Raw genomic sequence first — 21583 nt, 5'->3', positions numbered from 1 at the left:
TCTCGGCCCATTCCAACGTGGCGCGCTGACCGCTCCCGGCCGCTGGGCGGCTCCAGGGGGCGGTCCGCGGCGCGGTGCTAAGTCCCCGCCGCGACTGGTTTCTTTGCCCGGATTTGCGGTTTTTCCCCGAACTTTGCGGCACTTGCCGGTTCAGCTTTGACCGCGGTCACCGTGTGACAAGGCATGAACTGCGTCACGTCCCTGTCACACTCCCCTCCTAGCCTGTTAAACTGCTGTTAACCCGACGGCGACGTACTGTGCCGCCGCCCGGGTAGGGGCTAGCCAGAAGAACCTCAGGGCCCGGCCTGCGGCGCAAAGCCGCGCCGGCCCGAAACTCCGCCACGCATTCCACGTACCGAGGCCATAGTAATGACCCATCGCAACCGCGTCCGCACGTCCAAGCTCACGCTTGGTCTGCTCGCCGTCCTCGCCACTGCGCCGGTATTCGCGCAGAGCACCTCCGCCGGCATCGCCGGTCGCGTCCTCGGTGCCGACGGCCAGCCCGTCACCGGCGCCGAAGTGACCATCACCCACACCGAGTCGGGCACGGTCAGCCGCGCCGTCACCGGTGCCGACGGTCGCTACAACGCACGCGGTCTGCGCGTCGGCGGTCCGTACACGGTCGTCATCAACAAGGAAGGCGCGGGCACTGCGAGCCAGGACGGCGTCTACCTCAACCTCGACAAGGTCAACGAAGTCGACGTCGCGCTGAACAATTCGGTCACCACCCTCGACGCCGTGCAGGCGATCGCCGCGGGCGGTTCGGAAGTGTTCTCCTCGACCAAGATGGGCGCCGGTTCGACCATCACCCGCGAACAGCTGGAGTCGATGCCGACCATCAACCGCAACCTGCAGGACTTCGTCCGCCTCGACCCGCGCGTCGTGCTGACCGACAAGTCCCGCAACGAGATCTCGGTCGGCGGCCAGAACCCGCGCTACAACGTGATCCGCGTCGACGGCATCAGCACCAACGACTCGTTCGGCCTCGGCGGCAACGGCCTGCCGACGCCGCGCCAGCCGTTCTCGATGGACGTGGTCGACGAAGTCTCGGTCGACGTCGCCAACTACGACGTGACCATCTCCGGCGGCACCGGCGGCGTGATCAACGCCGTGACCAAGTCGGGCACCAACGAATTCCACGGCTCGCTGTACGGCGTGTACCGCGACAACGACTGGTCGGGCAAGAACCAGAACGACGTGCGTCCGCAGTTGTTCGACAGCGAGTCGACCTACGGCGGCACCTTCGGCGGCCCGCTGGTCAAGGACAAGCTGTTCTTCTTCGTCAACTACGAGAAGTACACCGGCAAGGAAGTCTTCACCGGCAACTCCAGCTTCGGTCCTCCGGGCTCGGGCGCCAACAACATCGTCAATATCACCCAGGCGCAGATCGACGACGTCATCAACACCTCGAAGAGCGTCTACGGCTTCGATCCGGGCGACCTGAGCCTGCCCTCGCTGGACACCAAGAGCGAGGAATACGGCATCAAGTTCGACTGGAACATCAACGACCAGCACCGCGCCAACTTCCGCTACGCCAAGAGCGAGCAGAGCACCGCGTTCCTGCAGGGCTTCGGCACCAACTCGCTGGCGTTGAACTCGTACCACTACATCAACGACTTCGAGTTCAAGACCTACACCGCGCAGCTGTTCAGCGACTGGACCGACGTGTTCTCGACCGAAGCCAAGGTCTCCTACCGCGACTACTCGGCCGTGCGCAGCCCGCGCTTCGACCTGCCGGCGATCGCGGTCCGCTTCGGCAGCAACACCCTGAACCTGGGCACCGAAGAGAACACCCACGCCAACGTCCTCGAGACCAAGACCTGGAACGCGTTCTTCGCCGGCAACCTGTTCCTGGGCGACCACACCGTCAAGTTCGGCGCCGACTACGAGTCGAACGAGGTCTACAACCTGTTCGGCCGCCGCGTCAACGGCGTCTACACCTTCAACAGCCCGGCCGACTACCGCGCCGGCCGTTCCAGCCGCTACCAGCTGTTCTACCCGGCCGGCGGCCAGCTCGACAACATGGCCGCCGAGTTCACCCAGAAGAACCTCGGCCTGTTCGTGCAGGACACCTGGGCGGTCAACGACAAGCTGAGCCTGACCTTCGGCATCCGCTACGACCGCGCCATGGTCGACGACAAGCCGACGTTCAACCCGGCCGCTTCGGCGCTGTTCGGCGTGCGCAACGACAACAACATCGACGGCACCGACATGTGGGCGCCGCGCTTCGGCTTCAATTACACCTTCGACAGCGAGCGCCCGACCCAGCTGCGCGGCGGCATCGGCCTGTTCCGCGGCGGCACTCCGACCGTGTGGCTGGCCAACCCGTACTCGAACAACGGCCTGTCCTACACCGACTACGTGTTCACCAACGGCATCAACGGCTTCAGCCCGAACCCGGATGCGCAGCTCGGCCTGGTCAACGCCGCCGGCGGCGCCGCCGGCGCGACCCAGTCGGTGGACTTCATCGAGAAGGACCTGAACCTGCCGTCGGTGTGGAAGGCCAACCTGGCGTTCGAAACCGAGCTGCCGTGGTACGGCATCGTCGCCAGCGCCGAAACCGTCGTGACCTCGGTCAACGACGCCCTGTACTACCAGCAGCTCAACCTCGGTGCGGCGACCAAGACCGGCCAGGACGGCCGCAACATCTACTGGGACGCCAACGGCCTGGCCGCGACCAGCTGGAACGCCGAAGGCGTGGCCTGCCTGCGCGAAACCGGCCTCAACGGTTCGTCGTGCACCAACAGCCGCACCAACGCCCGCGCCCGCCGCGCGACCGCCTATAACGACGCGATCATCGCCCGTCAGACCAGCAAGGGCGAAAGCCAGCAGTTCACCCTGTCGCTGAGCAAGCCGTTCAACAACAGCGACTGGTCGTGGAGCGTCGCCTACACCTACACCCACGCCGACGAAGTCAGCCCGCTGACCAGCTCGACCTCGAGCTCGCAGCTCGGCAACGTCGCCGTGTTCCAGGCCAACGAAGAAGTCGCCGCCCGCTCCAGCTACGAGATCCGCGACCGCTTCACCGCGGCGATCAACTGGAAGCACGCGTTCTTCGGCGACAACAAGACCACCGTGTCGCTGTTCTACGAAGGCCGCTCGGGCCGTCCGTACAGCTACGCCTTCGACAACGACGCCAACGGCGACGGCCGCTTCAACGACCTGCTGTACATCCCCAAGGGCCCGGGCGACGTGCTGTTCCGCAACGCGGCCGAAGAGGCGGCGTTCTGGGAGTTCTTCAACAACGACGAGTACATGCGCAGCCATGCCGGCCAGGTGGCCCAGCGCAATGCCGTCCGCGGCAAGTGGGTCAACCAGTTCGACCTGCACATCGCCCAGGAATTCCCGGGCTTCTGGGAAGGCCACAAGGCCGAGCTCGCGCTCGACATCCTCAACGTCGGCAACCTGCTGAACAAGGATTGGGGCCGGGTCGAAGAAGTCGCCTTCCCGGGCATGCGCGGCATCGTCGACTACGGCGGCGTGGACCCGGCGACCGGCAAGTACGTCTACCGCTTCACCAAGCCGGATCCGGAGCAGATCTACGACGAGAAGGGCATCTCGCGCTGGGCGGCTCAGCTGAGCTTCCACTACCGCTTCTGATTCTTGCGGTATCTGGCGAAAACCGAGAACGGCCGGGGCGATGCCCCGGCCGTTTTCTTTTTTATGGGGCCGCCGATTTCGCGGCCGGGCAGGGTGGGGCGGCACGGCCGCGGACCGGTCCGGCCGGGGGCGCGGCCTCCGCAGTCCCGCGGACAAGCTGCTAGAGTCCTTTCCCACTAATCGATGAAAACGCAGAGAAAAACGCAATGACCGCAACCCCCGCCACGGCCGTCCTGCCGACGGTCAACGCCCGCATCTACCCCAAGGGCGGACTCGACGTCCTGTCCCGCGACGAGGTCGCGCGCCTGCGCGACGCGTCCACCGGCATGCACGACCTGCTGCGCCGCTGCGCCCTGGCCGTGCTGACCAGCGGCAGCGCTTCCGACGACCCGCGCGCCGCGCGCGAGCTCTACCCCGACTTCGACATCGAGGTCCACCAGCAGGACCGCGGCGTGCGCATCGACCTGCGCCACGCCCCGGCCATGGCCTTCGTCGACGGCGAGATCATCCGCGGCGTCGCCGAGCTGCTGTTCGCGGTGGTCCGCGACCTGGCCTATACCGCGATCGAGCTCGGCAAGGGCGGCGGCCGCGACCTGGGCAGCAGCGACGGCCTCACCGACTCGGTGTTCGGCCTGCTGCGCAACGCCCGCATCCTGCACCCGGCCGACCCCAACCTGGTGGTCTGCTGGGGCGGCCACTCGATCTCGCGCGACGAGTACATCTACACCAAGCAGGTCGGCTACGAGCTGGGCCTGCGCGGCCTGGACATCTGCACCGGCTGCGGCCCGGGCGCGATGAAGGGGCCGATGAAGGGCGCGACGATCGCCCACGCCAAGCAGCGCCGCCGCAACATGCGTTACATCGGCATCACCGAGCCGGGCATCATCGCCGCCGAGTCGCCGAACCCGATCGTCAACCACCTGGTGATCATGCCGGACATCGAGAAGCGCCTGGAGGCCTTCGTCCGCATGGGCCACGGCATCATCGTGTTCCCGGGCGGCGTCGGCACCGCCGAGGAAATCCTGTACCTGCTCGGCATCCTGCTGCGCGAGGAGAACGCCGAACTGCCGTTCCCGTTGATCCTGACCGGCCCGACCGCGTCGGCGCCGTATTTCGAGCAGATCGACAAGTTCCTGCGCCTGACCCTGGGCGAGGCGGCGACCTCGCGCTACGAGATCATCGTCGGCGACCCGGAGCAGGTGGCCAAGCGCATGAGCAGCGGCATCCGCCGGGTGCGCGAGTACCGCATCGAGCAGAAGGACTCGTTCTTCTTCAACTGGTCGGTCGACATCCCGCTGGAGTTCCAGAAGCCGTTCGTGCCGACCCACGAGGCCATGGCCGCGCTGGACCTGCACCACGGCCGCAAGCCGCACGAGCTGGCCGCCGACCTGCGCCGGGCGTTTTCCGGCATCGTCGCCGGCAATGTCAAGGAAGACGGCATGCGCCGGATCGAGGAGTTCGGCCCGTTCGAAATCCACGGCGATCCGGACATGATGCAGTCGCTGGATGCGCTGCTGCGGGCCTTCGTCGAACAGCGGCGGATGAAGATCGCCGGCGAGTACCGCCCCTGCTATCGCGTGGTCACCTGAACGGGTATCATGCCGGGCTCCGGCGTCGGCGCTTCGTTTCTCACTCGAGTGTTGACGCCGGGCCGTTCAATAAGCATCATATGCAGCCCCGCCCGAATAGCTCAGCCGGTTAGAGCACTTGACTGTTAATCAGGGGGTCGTTGGTTCGAGTCCAACTTCGGGCGCCATATTCAAAAAAGCCTCGCAGCGATGCGAGGCTTTTTTCTTTTCGGGATTGGGGATTGGGGATTGGGGATTGGGGATTGGGGATTGGTTTGGTGGGAGGACGGTTTCGTTCGTGCCGGGCAGGCGATGACTAAGGCGGGGCCGTGCGGCAACCCGAATCCCCAATCCTCGATCCGCGCAATCGCCGCGTGCGGCGCAGCGGACGGTGCCGGTCGACCCTCCGGACGTGACGCTGGTCGGAATATTTTTCCCCCTCGGACCATTGGCCGACCCAGCCCGACCGCTCGTCGGTGTGGCGGGTTTTCCAAGTAATTCCGACTGTTAGCATCGTCGCTGTCCTCTGGGGAAGAGAACCGCACATGCGCCGTGCCGCCGGCTTCACGCTGATCGAGCTGATGGTGACGATCGGGATCGCCGCGATCCTGCTCGCCCTGGCTCTGCCGAGTTTTACCGAATCCATCCGGTCCAACCGGGTGTCGACCGCGACCAACCAAATGCTGGCGACGTTCAATCTCGCTCGCGCCGAGGCCTTGCGCAGCAAGAGCCAGGCCTGGGTTTGCCCGAGCAACCCGACTCGTGACGACTGCGGGGCGGAATGGAAGGACGGCATGCTCGTATGGACCGACGAGAACGGCGACGGCAATCGCAATAAGACGACCGAAGTCAAGCGAGTGATCGAGCCGCTGGACGGGGTCACCCTCAGCTTTCCGGACACGACGCCGATCGGTTTCGACGACCGCGGCCGCGCGATCCAGAAGTCGGGAAACACCGTCACGGTCAGAAGTTTCAACTTCTCCATGAAGGCGGATACCTGCAAGCCCGGCGCCTACAACGTGCGCTCGTTCGACATCAATCGCATCGGTCGCGTCAGCGTGACCAAGGGAGCCTGCCCATGAGCCGTCGACCTGCCCGTCGGCCTGTGTCCGCCCGAGCGCAGCGCGGCCTCAGCCTCATCGAAGTCCTGATCGCGGTGTTGGTCATGGGTCTGGGGCTGCTCGGCCTGGCGATGCTGCAGGCGACCAACCTGCGCCTGTCGCAGAGCGCCAACCAGCGCACCATCGCCACCAACCTGTCCAGCGACCTGCTCGACGACATTCGCTCCAACCGCCTGCTGGCGGCCAAGTACGGCGGCACCTACAACGCCTCGTCGGCGGCGGCGAACGCCAGCTGCGCGCGGATCAACAAGCTGACCCCGGACGATCGCAAGGCGGCGTTCACCTGCCGCATGCGTCAGGCATTGGGCGAGTCGGCGGTAGCGACGGTGGTCGTCAACGCCAATAAGACGGTCAGAATCGAGATCGTGTGGGACGACGATAAGCGCTGGAGCTCGCTTCCCGGCGCCGGCACCAAATTCGAAATGGAGAGCGCGCTGTGAGCCGACGACTGCAACAAGGCTTGTCACTGATCGAGTTGATGGTGGCATTGCTGTTGAGCGGCCTGCTGCTGTTGGGCTTGGTCGAGATCTTCAGCGCTTCGCGGGCGTCTTATCAGATGGCGCAGGGCTTGGCGCGTACGCAGGAAAGCTCGCGTTTCGCGATCGATGCGCTGCAGCGCGACGCGCGCATGAGCGGTCATTTCGGCTGTGTCTCCGATCAGGCCCACTTCTATGCCGGCAACGGCATGTTCGGCGAACTGTTCCTGTCTGATCGCAGCAACTACACGACCGTTCCAGCTGCACGCGAGGCGCTGCGGTTCGACTATTCGGTCCGCGGCTACGAGGCGCGCAACACCGGTCCCGCCGATACCGTAAGTTTGATCGCGGATCCCGTCGTAGGCAGCGCAGCGGACTGGGTGCCCGCGGTGCAGAATGATTTTTTCAATTCATTGGATCCAAGGCCGATCCGCGGCAGCGATCTCTTGGTGCTGCGTGTCCTTTCGCCGGAAAGCGCGGAAGTGATCGGCTTCACCACAGGCAACCCGGCGACGATCCGGGTCAATCCGGGCCAGACCCAGTGGGGCTCGTTGACGCGCGCAGTAGCCACGCCCGGTTTGTTCGGCATCGCCGACTGCCGCTCGGTCGTGCTGTTCCAGGCCAGCGCCGTCGCCGATGTCAGCGGCGCCAAGGTTCTCACCGTGCGGACCACGGGCGTCAACCAGATCGCCTTCGACGGATCCGACACCTTCGCATCGGGTCAGGCCCGTCTGTACCGCGCTGACAGCTACCTCTATTACATCGGTCTCAAGAAGAACGCCGTCGATTTCACCGGAAAGGCAATTCCTACGCTGTATCGGGCTCGGTTCGATGCCGCTCCGGGTACGGACACTATCGCGGTGGCGTCCGAGGAAATCGTCGAGGGTGTGGAAAATATGCAGCTGCTGTTCGCCCAGGACATGGTCACCGACCCGACCCAGCCGCCGACTGGCGTGATCGATGCGGTGCGCACGGCGGCCAATCTGCTGCCGGCCAGCGACAGCAGCGGCGGCTGGCAACGCGTCGGCGGCATGCAGGTCGGCTTGCTGATCCGCAGCACCGACCCGGCTTCGGCGCAGCAACGAACCGCGGCTACGCGTTCGCTCGGGACCCAGTTGACCTTGCCGGACGACCAGCGCTATCGCACTGTGTACGAAACCAGTATCGCTTTGCGCAACCGGCTGTACGGAAACTGAGGCCTGCCATGAATATCATCCGTACCCGTTCGTATCCCAAGTTCCAGCGCAGTCAGCGCGGCGTGGTGCTGTACGTCGCCTTGATCATGTTGATCTTGCTGGCGCTGCTGGGCATTACCGCGATGCAGGTCACCGGTCTGCAAGAGCGTATGACGGCCAGCTATCGCTCTACCAATATGGCATTCCAGAATGCCGAAGGCCGCGCCCGCGGTAAGGAAAGCGATTTGCAGCGCCAGGTCCAGAGCGGCGGCGCCGAGGCCATCGACCTGGATGAGTCGGTCTGCACCGCCGGCTTCGACCCGTCGGGTTGGGCGGAAAAGCTCAAGTACGCCAACCCGCTACCGGCCAAGCTCAGTTATACGCGCCGCATCGACGAGTGCGTCTCCGGCGGCAGCGGTATCGGCATGGGCACCGCACCGGTCAGCGAGAACACCAATCTGATCTTCCAGGTCACGGCCTACGCCGTGGACCGCGGCGCGAACCCGGGTTCGGACGCCGTCATCGACACCATTTTCGTGCCCTGAGGGTAACGTCATGACTTCCCCGCGCATCTATCTACTCGCGCCGTTGGCGCTGGCGGTCGCCGCCGGCGGCTATTGGCTGTACAACGCCAACGCGATCCAGGCCGGCGGCTCGCTGGCGCAGACGCCGTTGAACTCGAGCGTGACCGTGCCGCCCGCGTTCGTCATGGCGGTCGACAACTCCGGTTCGATGACCTTCCAGACCCTGTTCCCGGGCAAGGACGGCGCGGCATTCTGGGAAGAGGACGCCGCTTCCACCAACGGCTTCTTCATCGGCACTGGCGTCAACGCGCGGCCGCGCACCCAGAACGACAGCAAGGATCTAGAGAACTTCCACCACACCATTCCGTCGAACGACTATCGTATCGGCGACAATCGCTATGCGATTCCGCCGATCGATAATTTCGGCTTCGCGCGATCGCCCGACGTGAATCCGGCCTACTTCAATCCAAACATCACCTACTCACCCTGGAAACGGCCGAACGCATCCAACGAAATCGTCGATTATCCTCAGGCCAGCATCGCTGATACCCGAGTCGATCCGGACAAAGCGTCACCGACGATCAGCCTTGCGAGTAATTGGCGCATGAACGGGGGCGATAACCTGTTCATGGTGCCCAAGGGGGCGGTCCTGCCCAAGGATACGGTGTATTACTCCGACGGCAATTGCGGTGGGCTGCGCGGCGGCAGCTGGCGCACGCTCAACAGCGCGACCACAGTCAGCGACTATTGCGAGATCTCCATCGAGTACTATCCGGCGACGTTCTACCTCAAGTCCGCTACCGCCGGCTCCGCCTGGGGCTATACCGCGACGCCGACATTGGCCAAGAACGCGTGCGGCAATGGCTGCGACCTCTATAAATACGAGATCAAACCCGGCAATTATTCCACTGGGAAATACGCCGTTGCGATCCAGAATTTCGCCAACTGGTTCAGTTTCTACGGCAATCGCAACCGCGCGATGAAGGCGGCGCTGACCTTGTCGCTCGAGCGCACCGAGAAGATGCGCGTCGGCATGTTCACGATTAATCCGACCAGCTACGGCGACGTGACTATGCGGGATATGTCGGTGGCGGCCGAGAAAGCGGCGCTCTATAACGAAAAGCTGCTGACCTTGAACGCGAGCGGCGGCACGCCCAACCGCTTCGCTGTGGAGCATATCGGCAAGCAGTTCCTGCGCACCGACGCCGGCGCGCCGGTGAAGTACGCCTGTCAGATCAACGCCGGCATGCTGTTCACCGACGGCTACAGCAACGGCGGGGGACCCGCGGTCGGCTCGCAGGACGCCGACATGCCCGCGCCGCTCGCCGATGGGCACCCCAATACGCTCGCCGATACCGCTGCGCTGTACTACAAGACGACGCTGCGCAGCGACCTCGGCCTGGGCAAGGTGCCGGTTCCGGAGGCCTGCAATACCACCCCGAACGACCCCCGGCTGGACTGCCGCAAAGACCCGCACATGAACTTCTACGGGGTCACCCTCGGAGCTCGCGGCGACATTTACGGCGTGACCTACAATCCGGTCACCAACACCCCGGATCCTTACACCCCGGCGGGCTATCCGGCTTGGCGTGCTCTCCAGAACGATGCTCCCAGCACCGTCGACGAGATCTGGCACGCGACCATGAACGCGCGCGGCAAGTACATCAACGCCACGACCCCTTCGGACATCACTTCGGCGATGCGCGAGATCCTGGCCTCGGTCGGCGGCGGCGCCACTCCGTCGGGCACCATCGGCCTGGTCGGCGCGCGCGTGGGCTCCAACACCTTGTCGGTCGAGCCGATCTACGAGTCGGCCAACAACGGCACTGACTGGTTCAGCCGGCTGACTGCGTATACGGCGGTCAACGATCCGGTCGCCGGGACCATCACCTTTACCCAGAAGTGGGAGGCCGCTTCCCAAATCACGGATGCGGGCCGTACGGTCCGGTTCGGCAAGACCACGGCCGGCAGCGTCAAGCCGACCGTAGGCGATTTCACCGCCACTGCGCTCGGCGCCACCGACGCGGCAGTGCAGACGGCGTTGTGCAGCGACGCGCTGCAGAACTGCGCCGGCAAGTTCAACCGCATCGACGGCGGCGTGACCGGCGCCGAAGCGGTGGCCTATCTGCGCGGCAGCCGGGCCCACGACGGCGGCAAACTGCGCAAGCGCACCACGCTGCTCGGCGACATCGTCAATTCGACTCCGATCGTCTCCTCCAAGGGCGACGACTACGGCTATCGCGGCCTGCGCAGCGCCGACGGCCTGACTCCGGACCTGCTGAACTACGCCAACTATCTCAACACCAAGCGCACCAGTCGCAAGACCTTCGTCTATGTCGGCGCCAACGACGGCATGTTCCATGCCTTCGACGGCGACAGCGGCAAGGAGCAGTTCGCCTACATCCCGGCGACCTCGGTCGGGCACATGGGCAATCTGTTGTTCCCGTACCGCGCCGCCGATCGCAACGATCAGGTGTTCCAGCATCGCTACTTCGTCGATGGCCTGGTCACGGTCTCCGACGCCCACGACGGGAGCGCCTGGAAGACGGTGCTGGCCGCCAGCGTCGGCGCCGGCGGCAAGGGCGTGTTCGCGCTCGACGTGACCAGCCAGACCGCGCTGAACGTGCTGTGGGAAGTGAACGACATGTCCGGCGACGCCAACGGCGCCAAGGACATCGGCAGCGTGCTGGGCAAGATCGCCATCGTTCCGGTCAAGGAAGCCGGCGGCGCGATCAAGTGGAAGGCCATTTTCGGCAACGGCTACGACAGCGCGAACGGCAAGGCCGTGTTGTTCCTGGTCGATATCGCCGACGGCAAGGTCACTCGCATCACCGCTCAGGAAACCACCGGCACGCTGCCGACCCGGACCAAGAACGGCCTCGGTAACGTGGTGGTGATCGACCGCTACCAGGGCACCAGCGCCACTCAGGTCCGCGACGGCTTCGCCGACACGGTCTATGCCGGCGACCTCAACGGCGCGGTGTGGAAGTTCGACTTGCGCAACAACACGGTCGGCTTCGGCGGCCAGCCGCTGTTCATCGCCCGCTACAACGACAACTACAGCCTGCGTCAGCCGATTCTCGGCGGCCTGGAAGCGACCACGGTCGGCAACGACGTGATGGTGCTGTTCGGCACCGGCAGCTTCTCGTTCACCGAAGATCCCAGCGACAAGGCGATGCAGAGCGTGTACGGCATCATCGACAAGGGTGCGGTCATCGCCGGCCGCAACGAGCTGCAGGCCCAGTACATCAACCAGGAAGTCGACACTACGGGCGCCGTGCTGCGCTATGTCGACGGCGGACGCCTGGACGCGACCAAGAAGGGCTGGTTCATCAACCTCGGCGTCGACACGGCCAAGAACGGCAACCCGGTTGCGACCGGCGAGCGCTTCATCGGCAATCCGCGCCTGCAGAACGGCATCCTGTTCTTCCCGACCTACGACCCGAACAGCACCGACGGCTGCTCGACCGACGGCAACAACTGGCTGTACGGCCTGGACGCCTTGAGCGGTTCGGCCGGCCTGTCCAACGGGCGCATCGGCTCGGCCACCGGCAATCGCTTCGGCGACAAGGTCGGCGCGGTCAAGCTCAAGCGCCAGGGCAGCGGCTCCGGTACGGCGCCGGTGAAGGACGTGGCCGTGGTGGCGACGCCGAAGACCGATATCCTGCCGGTTACGGCGACCGACGAAGAGATCGCCAAGGCGGTCGCGGCCAAGTGCTCGGTGATGGTGCAGACTTCGGGCTCGCAGCCGATCTATCTGCCGCGGCCGTGCGGACGCCAGTCCTGGCGCCAGATCCGATAACAGGGGACCGACATGACGTCTTACCGAAACCGTTCGATCGCGCGCCTGAGCCGGGGCTTCACCCTGATGGAGCTCATGGCGGTGGTGGCGATCGTGGCCATCCTGGTCGGCATCGCCGTGCCGACCTACCAAGACAGCGTGCGCAAGAGCCGGCGCGGCCAGGCCAAGTCGGACCTAGCCGAGGCGGCACAGGCGATGGAGCGTTACTACACCATCAACAACACCTACGTCGGCGCCAACCTGAGCGCGATCTACCACAATCCCCCGCAGTCGCCGAAGGACGGCACCGCGCAGTACACGATTTCCTTCGACGGCGCGGTCACCGCAAACCGCTTCGTGCTGCAGGCGGTGCCGAGCGCTTCGACCGGGCAGGACAAGGACAAGTGCGGGACCATGAATTTGTCCAATACCGGCGTGAAGGGACCGGCCTCGCTTCCGGCGGAGTGCTGGAACAAGTAACTCCTCGCGCTGCCTGCCAGGGGCGCCGCGGCCAGGCCCGCTCCGGATCGGAGCGGGCCTGGCCGTTTTGGGGCGGGAGGAGGGCGTCTGGCGACGCTGCCAGGCGCTCATCTCACCCGTTGAGACCGGGTTGGCTACACTGGTCGACTCCCCCGCGTTCGGATCGCACGATGGACGACACCGCCCAGTCCCCCGGCTTCCAGCTGGTCGCGCCGTATTCGCCGGCCGGCGACCAGCCGCAGGCGATCGAGCGCCTGGTCCAGGGCTTCGAGAACGGCCTGGCCCACCAGACCCTGCTGGGGGTGACCGGCTCGGGCAAGACCTACACCATCGCCAACGTGGTCCAGCAGGTGCAGAAGCCGACCATCGTGATGGCGCCGAACAAGACCCTGGCGGCGCAGTTGTACGGCGAGTTCAAGGCCTTCTTCCCGCACAACGCGGTCGAGTACTTCGTCAGCTACTACGACTACTACCAGCCCGAGGCCTACGTGCCGTCGAGCGACACCTTCATCGAGAAGGACAGCTCGGTCAACGAGCACATCGAGCAGATGCGCCTGTCGGCGACCAAGGCCCTGCTGGAGCGGCGCGACGCGATCATCGTCTGCACGGTCTCGGCGATCTACGGCCTGGGCGACCCGAACGAGTACTTCCGCATGGTCCTGCACATGGTGCGCGGCGAGCGCATCGACCAGCGCGAGCTGATCCGCCGCCTGACCGAGATGCAGTACACCCGCAACGACACCGAGCTGCGCCGTGCCACCTACCGGGTGCGCGGCGAGGTGATCGACGTGCACCCGGCCGAAAGCGACGCCGAGGCGCTGCGGATCGAGTTGTTCGACGGCGAGATCGAGCAGCTGACCCTGTTCGACCCGCTGACCGGCGAAACCCTCAACAAGGTGCCGCGCTACACGATCTACCCGGGCTCGCACTACGTCACTACCCGCCGCACCGTGCTCGACGCCATCGACACGATCAAGGAGGAATTGCGCGAGCGCCTGGAACAGCTGTACGCGCAGAACAAGCTGGTCGAGGCCCAGCGCCTGGCCCAGCGCACCCAGTTCGACCTGGAGATGCTGGCCGAGGTCGGCTACTGCAACGGCATCGAGAACTACTCGCGCCACCTGACCGGGCACATGCCCGGCGAGCCGCCGCCGTGCCTGTTCGACTACCTGCCGCCGGACGCGTTGCTGGTGGTCGACGAATCGCATGTCACCGTGCCGCAGATCGGCGCGATGTTCAAAGGCGACCGCTCGCGCAAGGAAACCCTGGTCGAGTTCGGCTTCCGCCTGCCGTCGGCGTTGGACAACCGGCCACTGCGGTTCGAGGAGTGGGAGGGGCGTTCGCCGCGCTCGATCTTCGTTTCGGCCACGCCGGGGGCGTACGAACTGCGCCATTCGGAAGGGCAGATCACCGAGCTGGTGGTGCGTCCGACCGGCCTGATCGACCCGCAGGTCGAGATCCGTCCGGTCGCGACCCAGGTCGACGACGTGCTCGGCGAAATCCGCGAGCGCGTGGCGATGGGCGACCGCGTACTGATCACCACCCTGACCAAGCGCATGGCCGAGAACCTGACCGAGTACCTCGGCGAGCACGGGGTCAAGGTGCGTTATCTGCACTCGGACGTGGATACGGTCGAGCGGGTGGAAATCATCCGCGACCTGCGCCTGGGCAAGTTCGACGTGCTGGTCGGCATCAACCTGCTGCGCGAGGGCCTGGACATGCCCGAGGTGTCCCTGGTGGCGATCCTCGACGCCGACAAGGAGGGCTTCCTGCGTTCGACCGGCTCGCTGATCCAGACCATCGGCCGCGCCGCGCGCAACTTGCGCGGCAAGGCGATCCTGTACGCCGACCGGATCACCAACTCGATGCAGAAGGCGATCGAGGAGACCGACCGCCGCCGCAGCAAGCAGGTCGAATACAACCAGGTTCACGGCATCACCCCGAAGTCGGTGGCCAAGGCGGTGGTCGACATCATGGAAGGCGCCCGCGTCGACCCCGAAGCGCTCAAGGCCCGCGGCAAGGGGCGCAAGCTGGCCGAGGAAGCCGCCGACTACGCCGCGCTCAGTCCGGCCCAGTTCGCGGCCCGGATCAAGCAGTTGGAGCAGCAGATGTACCAACACGCGCGCGACCTGGAGTTCGAACAGGCGGCGGCGGTGCGCGACGAATTGCGCAAGCTCAAGGACGCCGGTTTCGCGGCCTGAGCGCCGCCGGGCGCCCACCGGAGCGGCGCGGAGCCGGTGGGAGCGGGGCGTTAAGAGGGCTTGTCGCCCGTTTTGGGCTGGGCTACACTACGCGCCCTCGCCGGGGTGTTGATCGAAAAATACGGCGACGGGCGGTTAGCTCAGCGGTAGAGCACTACCTTGACATGGTAGGGGTCACAGGTTCGAACCCTGTACCGCCCACCAATTTGTTACGGCAACGGCGGATCTCGCAAGAGGTGCGCCGTTTTCGTTTGTCCGCAACGCGCCGTTCGGGCGCAGGTTCTGCGTTGCCGTCGTTGAGGCGTTGGCGCCTTCGCGCGATGCGGCCGAGGGCGTATCCGGCATCGATAGGGTCGCGGCCGCGCGTCGTGCGTTCGTGTCGGGACGGCGGCGCAACCGATCGCCGCGATCGCTGCCGTGCGCATCGCCGATGCGCGCCGTGATCGCCGCGCGCAGGCCCGTCCAGGCGGCGGCCGAAGCCGCTGTGGTCCGATGCGGGCCGACAGCCTGGGGCGCCGCCGCGGCCTGGCAGACCGTCCGGCGGCGCGATTGCGGGCGGCGTCGCGGCATTCGCGCAGAACCCGCACTCGGTCGCAGAACCAAGCGCGAAATGAACGTGCTTAACGCCGCACAAGTCGGTTTGATTGCCGATTTTGCCTTGCTGAATTTGCCGCTCCTGGCGAATTCAACTGCATGTCGCTGCGAAGAAAAATCCGCGCTCGGCGTCGCGCGGGCGCATCCGGGCGCGCAAATCGCCGCTTGCTGGCGCGGCCGCGCTTGCGGATGCTGGTTTTGCGGCGATCCGCCGCCTTGCTAAAGGAGTAGTGGGCAATGAGCGAACAAACCCGCCTGATCGGCCGCATGGTCGCGATCGAGTCCGAGCAGATGGAAGGCGCCGCGCAGGATGCGGCGTTCGTGGCGGCGACGACCTATCGCCGTACCAGCCCGTTCGGCGAGATCGATTCGGCCGACAACGGCGACCATATCCCGTAATCCGGCAGCCCGGATTGCGCAGGGGAAAACGGGCCGGGAGGCACTGCCTCCCGGCCCGCTTGTTTTCCTGGACGCTCGGCCCGCCGGCGCTCATTCGCGCATCTGGTAGGCCTGCGGCAGGGGCACGTGGCGCTGCGCGTCCGGCTCGGCCTCGCCACGTTCGCCGCGCGATTCCCAGTAGTCGCGATAGCGGTAAGCCGGCTCGCGCCAGTCGTAGACGAAGGCCGTGTCGCGGCTGCGGATGAACCGGACCGCGCAATCCAGCAGCTGCAGGCCGGGGTTGATCGCCTCCAGCCACATGAACTGTCCCATCTCGTTGACTTCGAGAAAGACGTAACGGCCGTCGCGGGTGACCACGATGTCGATGCAGCCGAACACCAGCCCCATCCGCGCCATCGCCTGCAGGCAGCGCGCTTCGACCGCTTCAGGCAGCGCGTAGCGCTCGCAGCCCATGTGCTCGTCGAAGTCGTTGGCGCGCCAGTCGGTGAGGTACTGGCCCTCGCGCTGGGAATGCAGGCGCGCGGCGATCACGGTGCGCCCCATCACCGTCACCCGCAGCTCGTAGGCCTTGTCCAGCAACGGCTGGTAGATGCCCGGCGCGTTCGACAGGGCCGCGTCCTGACGCAGCAATTCGTCGGTCAACGGAGTGGTGAACGTGCCCCAGACCTTGTCGTCGCTGATCCAGGAGGCGGCGGTGATCGGCTTGTAGATCGCGCGGCCGCCATGCTCGCGGTAAAAGGCGCGGATCGCCTCGGGATCGTTGGAGATCAGCGTCGGCGGGGTGTCCAGCCCGACCGCGGCGGCGTGGTGCAATTGCACCGCCTTGCGGTCGGCCAGCGACTTGGCCTGCACCGGATTGATCCAGAAGCGCTCGCGCTGCGCATCGAGCAGATTGATCGCCGCGCGCACGAACTCGGTGGATTCGCGCTGGGCGAACAGGACGTCGGCCGGATGCAACTGCGCCGAGGCCTCGGGTTGATACCAGCGGCGCAACCACACCGTATCGACGTCGGCGGTGTCGAAGTCGCAGCCGTGGCGCAGGCAGTGCAGGCAGATCGAGCCGGTGCCGCCGCCGGTGCGCAGGCTGACGCCGTGCTTCTGCGGATAGTCGTGGGTGTACCAGACGTGCACGCGTTCGCCTTCGTTCTCCAACGCCCAGGCCACCGAGCGGGCGTGGATGTCCCACGGATCGGAGACAATCAATGTCGTCATGTGCGCTTCCTTCAGTCGGTGAGGGCGGGAGTCGGGATCGGTTCGGGAGCGTCGGCGTCCGCGGCGCTGGCGTCGTCCGCGTCGTGCGCGGGCGCGCCGCGCTGCTGCATCGCCCACAGCGCCGCGTAGCGGCCGCCGGCAGCGAGCAACCCGGCGTGGTCGCCGCGCTCGACGATGCGGCCGGCGTCCAGCACCACGATCTGGTCGGCATCGATCACGGTCGACAGGCGATGGGCGATCACCAGCGCGGTGCGGCCCTGCGCGGCCTGGCGCAATTCGCGCTGGATCTCGCTCTCGGTGTGCGCGTCCAGCGCCGAGGTGGCTTCGTCGAAGATCAGGATCGCCGGCCGCTTGAGCAGAGTGCGGGCGATGGCGATGCGCTGTTTCTCGCCGCCGGAGAGCTTCAGCCCGCGCTCGCCCACGCCGGTGTCGTAGCCTTGCGGCAGGGCCTGGATGAAGTCGTGGATGCGCGCGGCGCGCGCGGCCTCCAGGATCTCCTCGCGGCTGGCGTCGGGGCGGCCGTAGGCGATGTTGTAGTACAACGATTCGTTGAACAGCACGGTGTCCTGCGGCACCACGCCGATGCGCTGCCGCAGCGAATCGACGGCCACCTCGCGCAGATCCTGGCCGTCGACCAGCACCCGTCCGCCGTCCGGGTCGTAGTGGCGGTACAGCAGCCGCGCCAGGGTCGATTTGCCGGCGCCGGTGCTGCCCACCACCGCCAGAGTGCGGCCGCTGGGGATGGTCAGGTCGATGCCGGCGAGGATCTCGCGTTCGCCGTAGCGGAAACGCACGTCCTCGAACCGCACCTCGCCGCCGGCCACGCGCAGCGGGGGGGCGCCGGGCCGGTCGCGCACCTCCACCGGTTCGTCGAGCAGGGCGAACATCCGCTCCAGGTTGGCCAGCATTTGCTTGCCTTCGCGGTAGATCACGCCCAGGTAGCTCAGCGGCGCGGCCATCTGCAGCAGGTAGGCGTTGACCAGGACCAGATCGCCCAGGCTCATGCGGCCGTCGGCGACGCCGGCGGCGGCGCGCCACAGCAGCGCGGTCAGGCCCACGGCGATGATCGCCGCCTGGCCGATGCCCATCAGCGACGCCGCCTTCAGGCTCTTGACCGCGGTGTCTTCCAGCTCGCGCAGGCGCTGGTCGAAGCGACGGGCTTCGAAGGCTTCGTTGTTGAAGTACTTGACGGTTTCGTAGTTGAGCAGCGAATCCACCGAGCCGGCGCTGGCCTCGGTATTGGCCTGGTTCATTTGCCGGTACCAGCGCAGCCGCCATTCGGTCATGCGGTAGGTGAAGGCCAGATACGTCGCCAGCGTGGCCAAGGTGATCGCGGCGAAGGACAAGTCGTAGCCGGCGACCAGGATGGCGACGATCAGCGCCAGCTCGACCAAGGTCGGCACCACCATGTAGAGCAGGGTGTCGAGCAGTTCGGAGATCGAGCCCATGCCGCGCTCCAGGTCGCGGCCGACCGCGCCGGTGCGGCGGTCGAGGTGGAAGCGCAGGCTCAGCGCGTGCAGGTGCGCGAACACGCGCAGGCCGACCTCGCGCGAACTGCGCGCCAGCACCCGCGCGAAGACGATCGTGCGCAGTTCCTGCAACAGCGAGGAGGCCAGCCGCAGCGCGCCGTAGGCCATCAGCAGCGCGGCCGGCACGGTCAACGCGGTCGGCTGCTGGCCGAGCGCGTCGATCAGTTGCTTGAGCAGCAGCGGCAGTCCCACCAGGGCCAGCTTGGTGCCCAGCACCAGCGCCAGGCCCAGCAGGACCCGGCCGCGGTAGTGCCACAGCGTCGGCAGCAGCCGCCGCAGCACGGCCAGGGCGGAGCCGCTGGCGGTCGGCGCGGCGGAGGAGGGGGCGGCGTCGCTCATCGGCCGCCGCGGCGCGAGCGCAGAGGGCGGGCATCGGCGCGGCGCGGAAGCCCCCGAGCCGCCCGATCGCGACGATCGCCGGTTCGGGGGGCGCCACGGCGGGCGGACCGCCCAAGGCTTCGGCCGCCGGCGGAAACCGGTGCCGAAGCTGCTCCGCAGCCGCGCGCAGCGCGGCCGGCTTCCCTGATTTCCATCACGTCCCCACGCAGATGGCGTCCTTGAAGCGCACACGGTACCGCAGCCGCGCGCGATTCCCGTGTGCGCCCCGTCGCGGTCTCGCGGGCGACGGACGGTTGACTTGGCCCCGTCCCGTCCCCAACTATTACCGGCGACGACGCGGCATCCGGCCGCGTCCGCGACAGAAGGTGGCCCGCGCCAACCCGCCGGCCGAGCGTGCGACATGGACACTACCCGCGCCCATCGCTGACCCCGCGCAGGCCCCGCTCACGCAGGCGCCCTCGCGGCGCTTTTTTCTTGTCCGAAGCACCGGATTCCCCGATTTTCCCGCAGCGGCGGCGTCATCCGCGACCGCGCTCCCGCCCCGACTATCCGGCTGGGGCGCGATGCTCCACGCCGCTCCTGTGAGTCAGATTTCCAAGCCTACGAAGCCATGATCGCCATTACCCTTCCCGACGGCAGCCGCCGCGAATTCGACCACCCCGTTTCGGTCATGGAGGTCGCCGCCTCGATCGGCGCCGGCCTGGCCAAGGCCACCGTCGCCGGCGAAGTCGACGGCAAGCTGGTCGATGCCAGCGACCGCATCGACCACGACGCCAAGCTGCGCATCATCACCCCCAAGGACCCCGAGGGCGTCGAGATCATCCGCCATTCCTGCGCCCACCTGGTCGGCCACGCGGTCAAGCAGCTGTACCCGACCGCGAAGATGGTGATCGGCCCGGTGATCGACGAGGGCTTCTATTACGACATCTGGTACGAGCGCCCGTTCACCCCGGACGACCTGGCCGCGATCGAGAAGCGCATGGTCGAGCTGATCGACAAGGACTACGACGTGATCAAGAAGGTCACGCCGCGCGACGAGGTGATCGCGGTGTTCGCCTCGCGCGGCGAGGACTACAAGCTGCGTCTGGTGGAGGACATGCCCGACGAGAAGGCGATGGGCCTGTACTACCACGAGGAATACGTCGACATGTGCCGCGGCCCGCACGTGCCGAACACGCGTTTCCTCAAGGCCTTCAAGCTGACCCGCATCTCCGGCGCGTACTGGCGCGGCGACTCGAAGAACGAGCAGCTGCAGCGCGTCTACGGCACCGCCTGGGCCGACAAGAAGCAACTGTCCGCCTACATCCAGCGCATCGAGGAAGCCGAGAAGCGCGACCACCGCAAGATCGGCAAGCAGCAGGACCTGTTCCACCTGCAGGAAGAAGCGCCGGGCCTGGTGTTCTGGCACCCCAAGGGCTGGTCGATCTGGCAGGTGGTCGAGCAGTACATGCGCCGGGTCTACCGCGACAGCGGCTATGGCGAAGTGCGTTGCCCGCAGATCCTGGACGTGTCGCTGTGGCAGAAGTCCGGCCACTGGGACAACTACAAGGAGAACATGTTCTTCACCGAGTCGGAGAAGCGCACCTACGCGGTCAAGCCGATGAACTGCCCGGGCCATGTGCAGGTGTTCAACCAGGGCCTGCACAGCTATCGCGACCTGCCGATCCGCTACGGCGAGTTCGGCTCCTGCCATCGCAACGAGCCTTCCGGCGCGTTGCACGGCATCTTGCGCGTGCGCGGTTTCACCCAGGACGACGGCCACATCTTCTGCCTGGAAGACCAGATCGAGTCCGAGGTCACCGCCTTCCACCGCCAGGCCCTGGCGGTCTACGCCGACTTCGGCTTCGAAGACATCCAGATCAAGATCGCCCTGCGCCCCGAGTCGCGCCTGGGCGACGACGCCACCTGGGACAAGGCCGAGGCCGCGCTGCGCAGCGCCCTGTCGGCCTGCGGGGTGGAGTGGCAGGAGCTGCCGGGCGAGGGCGCCTTCTACGGCCCCAAGATCGAGTACCACCTCAAAGACGCGATCGGCCGCACCTGGCAGTTGGGCACCATGCAGGTCGACTTCATGATGCCGGGCCGGCTGGGCGCCGAGTACGTGGACGAGAACAGCCAGCGCCGCACCCCGGTCATGCTGCACCGGGCCATCGTCGGCTCGATGGAGCGCTTCATCGGCATCCTGATCGAGCACCACGCCGGCCAGTTCCCGGCCTGGCTGGCCCCGGTCCAGGCGGTGGCGATGAACATCACCGACGCCCAGGGCGATTATGTGGAGGACGTCCGGAAACTCCTTGCAAATCAAGGGTTCCGGGTTGAGGCCGATTTGCGGAACGAAAAAATCGGCTATAAGATTCGCGAGCACACGCTGCAGCGCGTGCCGTACCTGCTCGTGGCCGGCGACCGCGAGAAGGAAAATGGCATGATCGCGGTGCGGACGCGGGGTGGGGAAGACCTGGGGACGATGACCGTCGCCGAGTTCGCCTCGCGTTTGAAGGCCGAGAAGGCCGGCTAAAGCCGCGCGCAGCCCGTATACCCCGTCCCGGCACGAGCCCGGGACGGCCTGAGCCACCTTGGAGATCCAACA

14 protein-coding genes and 2 tRNA genes are annotated in these 21583 nt (G+C 66.3%); 14 read left to right on the top strand and 2 right to left on the bottom strand.

Annotation, left to right across the window (positions count from 1 at the left end):
- The first annotated feature begins 369 nt into the window (after nucleotides 1–369).
- The 13 genes from V2J18_RS15690 (at nucleotide 370) to V2J18_RS15630 (ending at nucleotide 15919) form a co-directional block, all read left to right on the top strand.
- The gene (locus V2J18_RS15690; protein WP_064748366.1) at nucleotides 370–3600 is read left to right on the top strand and encodes a TonB-dependent receptor; all 3231 of its coding nucleotides are present in this window, start codon (nucleotides 370–372) and stop codon (nucleotides 3598–3600) included.
- Nucleotides 3601–3806: 206 nt separating this feature from the next.
- Entirely contained in the window at nucleotides 3807–5189 is a 1383-nt protein-coding gene (gene ppnN / locus V2J18_RS15685) for a nucleotide 5'-monophosphate nucleosidase PpnN (protein ID WP_064748367.1), read from the top strand.
- A gap of 90 nt (nucleotides 5190–5279) precedes the next feature.
- A tRNA-Asn gene (locus V2J18_RS15680) sits at nucleotides 5280–5356 on the top strand.
- Nucleotides 5357–5713: 357 nt separating this feature from the next.
- Nucleotides 5714–6250, top strand: coding sequence for a GspH/FimT family pseudopilin (locus tag V2J18_RS15675; protein WP_064748368.1), 537 nt, complete (start codon nucleotides 5714–5716; stop codon nucleotides 6248–6250).
- A complete protein-coding gene (pilV, locus tag V2J18_RS15670; protein WP_075575148.1) occupies nucleotides 6247–6729 on the top strand; it encodes a type IV pilus modification protein PilV in 483 nt (160 codons plus the stop codon). The genes V2J18_RS15675 and pilV overlap by 4 nt, the downstream gene beginning before the upstream one ends.
- Nucleotides 6726–7961: a PilW family protein gene (locus tag V2J18_RS15665; RefSeq protein WP_064748370.1), complete on the top strand. Its 1236-nt coding sequence runs from the start codon at nucleotides 6726–6728 to the stop codon at nucleotides 7959–7961. Before pilV ends, V2J18_RS15665 begins: the two co-directional genes overlap by 4 nt.
- Before the next feature lie 8 nt (nucleotides 7962–7969).
- On the top strand, nucleotides 7970–8485 hold the full coding sequence (locus tag V2J18_RS15660; protein ID WP_064748371.1) for a pilus assembly PilX family protein: 516 nt from the start codon (nucleotides 7970–7972) through the stop codon (nucleotides 8483–8485).
- A 10-nt stretch (nucleotides 8486–8495) separates the two neighbouring features.
- Nucleotides 8496–12266, top strand: a complete 3771-nt coding sequence (locus tag V2J18_RS15655) for a pilus assembly protein (RefSeq protein WP_336132257.1) — start codon at nucleotides 8496–8498, stop codon at nucleotides 12264–12266.
- 12 nt (nucleotides 12267–12278) lie between these two features.
- Nucleotides 12279–12725, top strand: a complete 447-nt coding sequence (locus tag V2J18_RS15650) for a type IV pilin protein (RefSeq protein ID WP_064748373.1) — start codon at nucleotides 12279–12281, stop codon at nucleotides 12723–12725.
- A 170-nt stretch (nucleotides 12726–12895) separates the two neighbouring features.
- Nucleotides 12896–14926: an excinuclease ABC subunit UvrB gene (gene uvrB / locus V2J18_RS15645; RefSeq protein WP_336132254.1), complete on the top strand. Its 2031-nt coding sequence runs from the start codon at nucleotides 12896–12898 to the stop codon at nucleotides 14924–14926.
- 129 nt (nucleotides 14927–15055) lie between these two features.
- Nucleotides 15056–15130 (top strand) — tRNA-Val (locus tag V2J18_RS15640).
- Between the two features lie 226 nt (nucleotides 15131–15356).
- Nucleotides 15357–15743 (top strand): hypothetical protein, encoded by a 387-nt coding sequence (locus tag V2J18_RS15635; RefSeq protein ID WP_336132253.1) that lies wholly within the window; start codon nucleotides 15357–15359, stop codon nucleotides 15741–15743.
- 14 nt (nucleotides 15744–15757) lie between these two features.
- The gene (locus V2J18_RS15630; RefSeq protein WP_336132251.1) at nucleotides 15758–15919 is read left to right on the top strand and encodes a hypothetical protein; all 162 of its coding nucleotides are present in this window, start codon (nucleotides 15758–15760) and stop codon (nucleotides 15917–15919) included.
- A gap of 90 nt (nucleotides 15920–16009) precedes the next feature.
- On the opposite strand, the gene V2J18_RS15625 is transcribed toward V2J18_RS15630, so the two are convergent.
- Nucleotides 16010–17131 carry an MvdC/MvdD family ATP grasp protein gene (locus V2J18_RS15625; RefSeq protein WP_064748375.1) on the bottom strand — a complete coding sequence of 374 codons (1122 nt, stop codon included), beginning with the start codon at nucleotides 17129–17131 and terminating at the stop codon, nucleotides 16010–16012.
- An 11-nt stretch (nucleotides 17132–17142) separates the two neighbouring features.
- Nucleotides 17143–18999: an ABCB family ABC transporter ATP-binding protein/permease gene (locus V2J18_RS15620; RefSeq protein WP_336132248.1), complete on the bottom strand. Its 1857-nt coding sequence runs from the start codon at nucleotides 18997–18999 to the stop codon at nucleotides 17143–17145.
- Between the two features lie 610 nt (nucleotides 19000–19609).
- On the opposite strand from V2J18_RS15620, the gene thrS reads away from it, so the two are divergent.
- A complete protein-coding gene (thrS, locus tag V2J18_RS15615) occupies nucleotides 19610–21511 on the top strand; it encodes a threonine--tRNA ligase (protein ID WP_064748376.1) in 1902 nt (633 codons plus the stop codon).
- Nucleotides 21512–21583: the final 72 nt, after the last annotated feature.

The sequence above is a fragment of the Lysobacter firmicutimachus genome (assembly GCF_037027445.1).
Lineage (GTDB): Bacteria > Pseudomonadota > Gammaproteobacteria > Xanthomonadales > Xanthomonadaceae > Lysobacter > Lysobacter firmicutimachus.
Note: the sequence above shows the minus strand (reverse complement) of the source record. Positions and strands in the feature narration are given on the sequence as shown.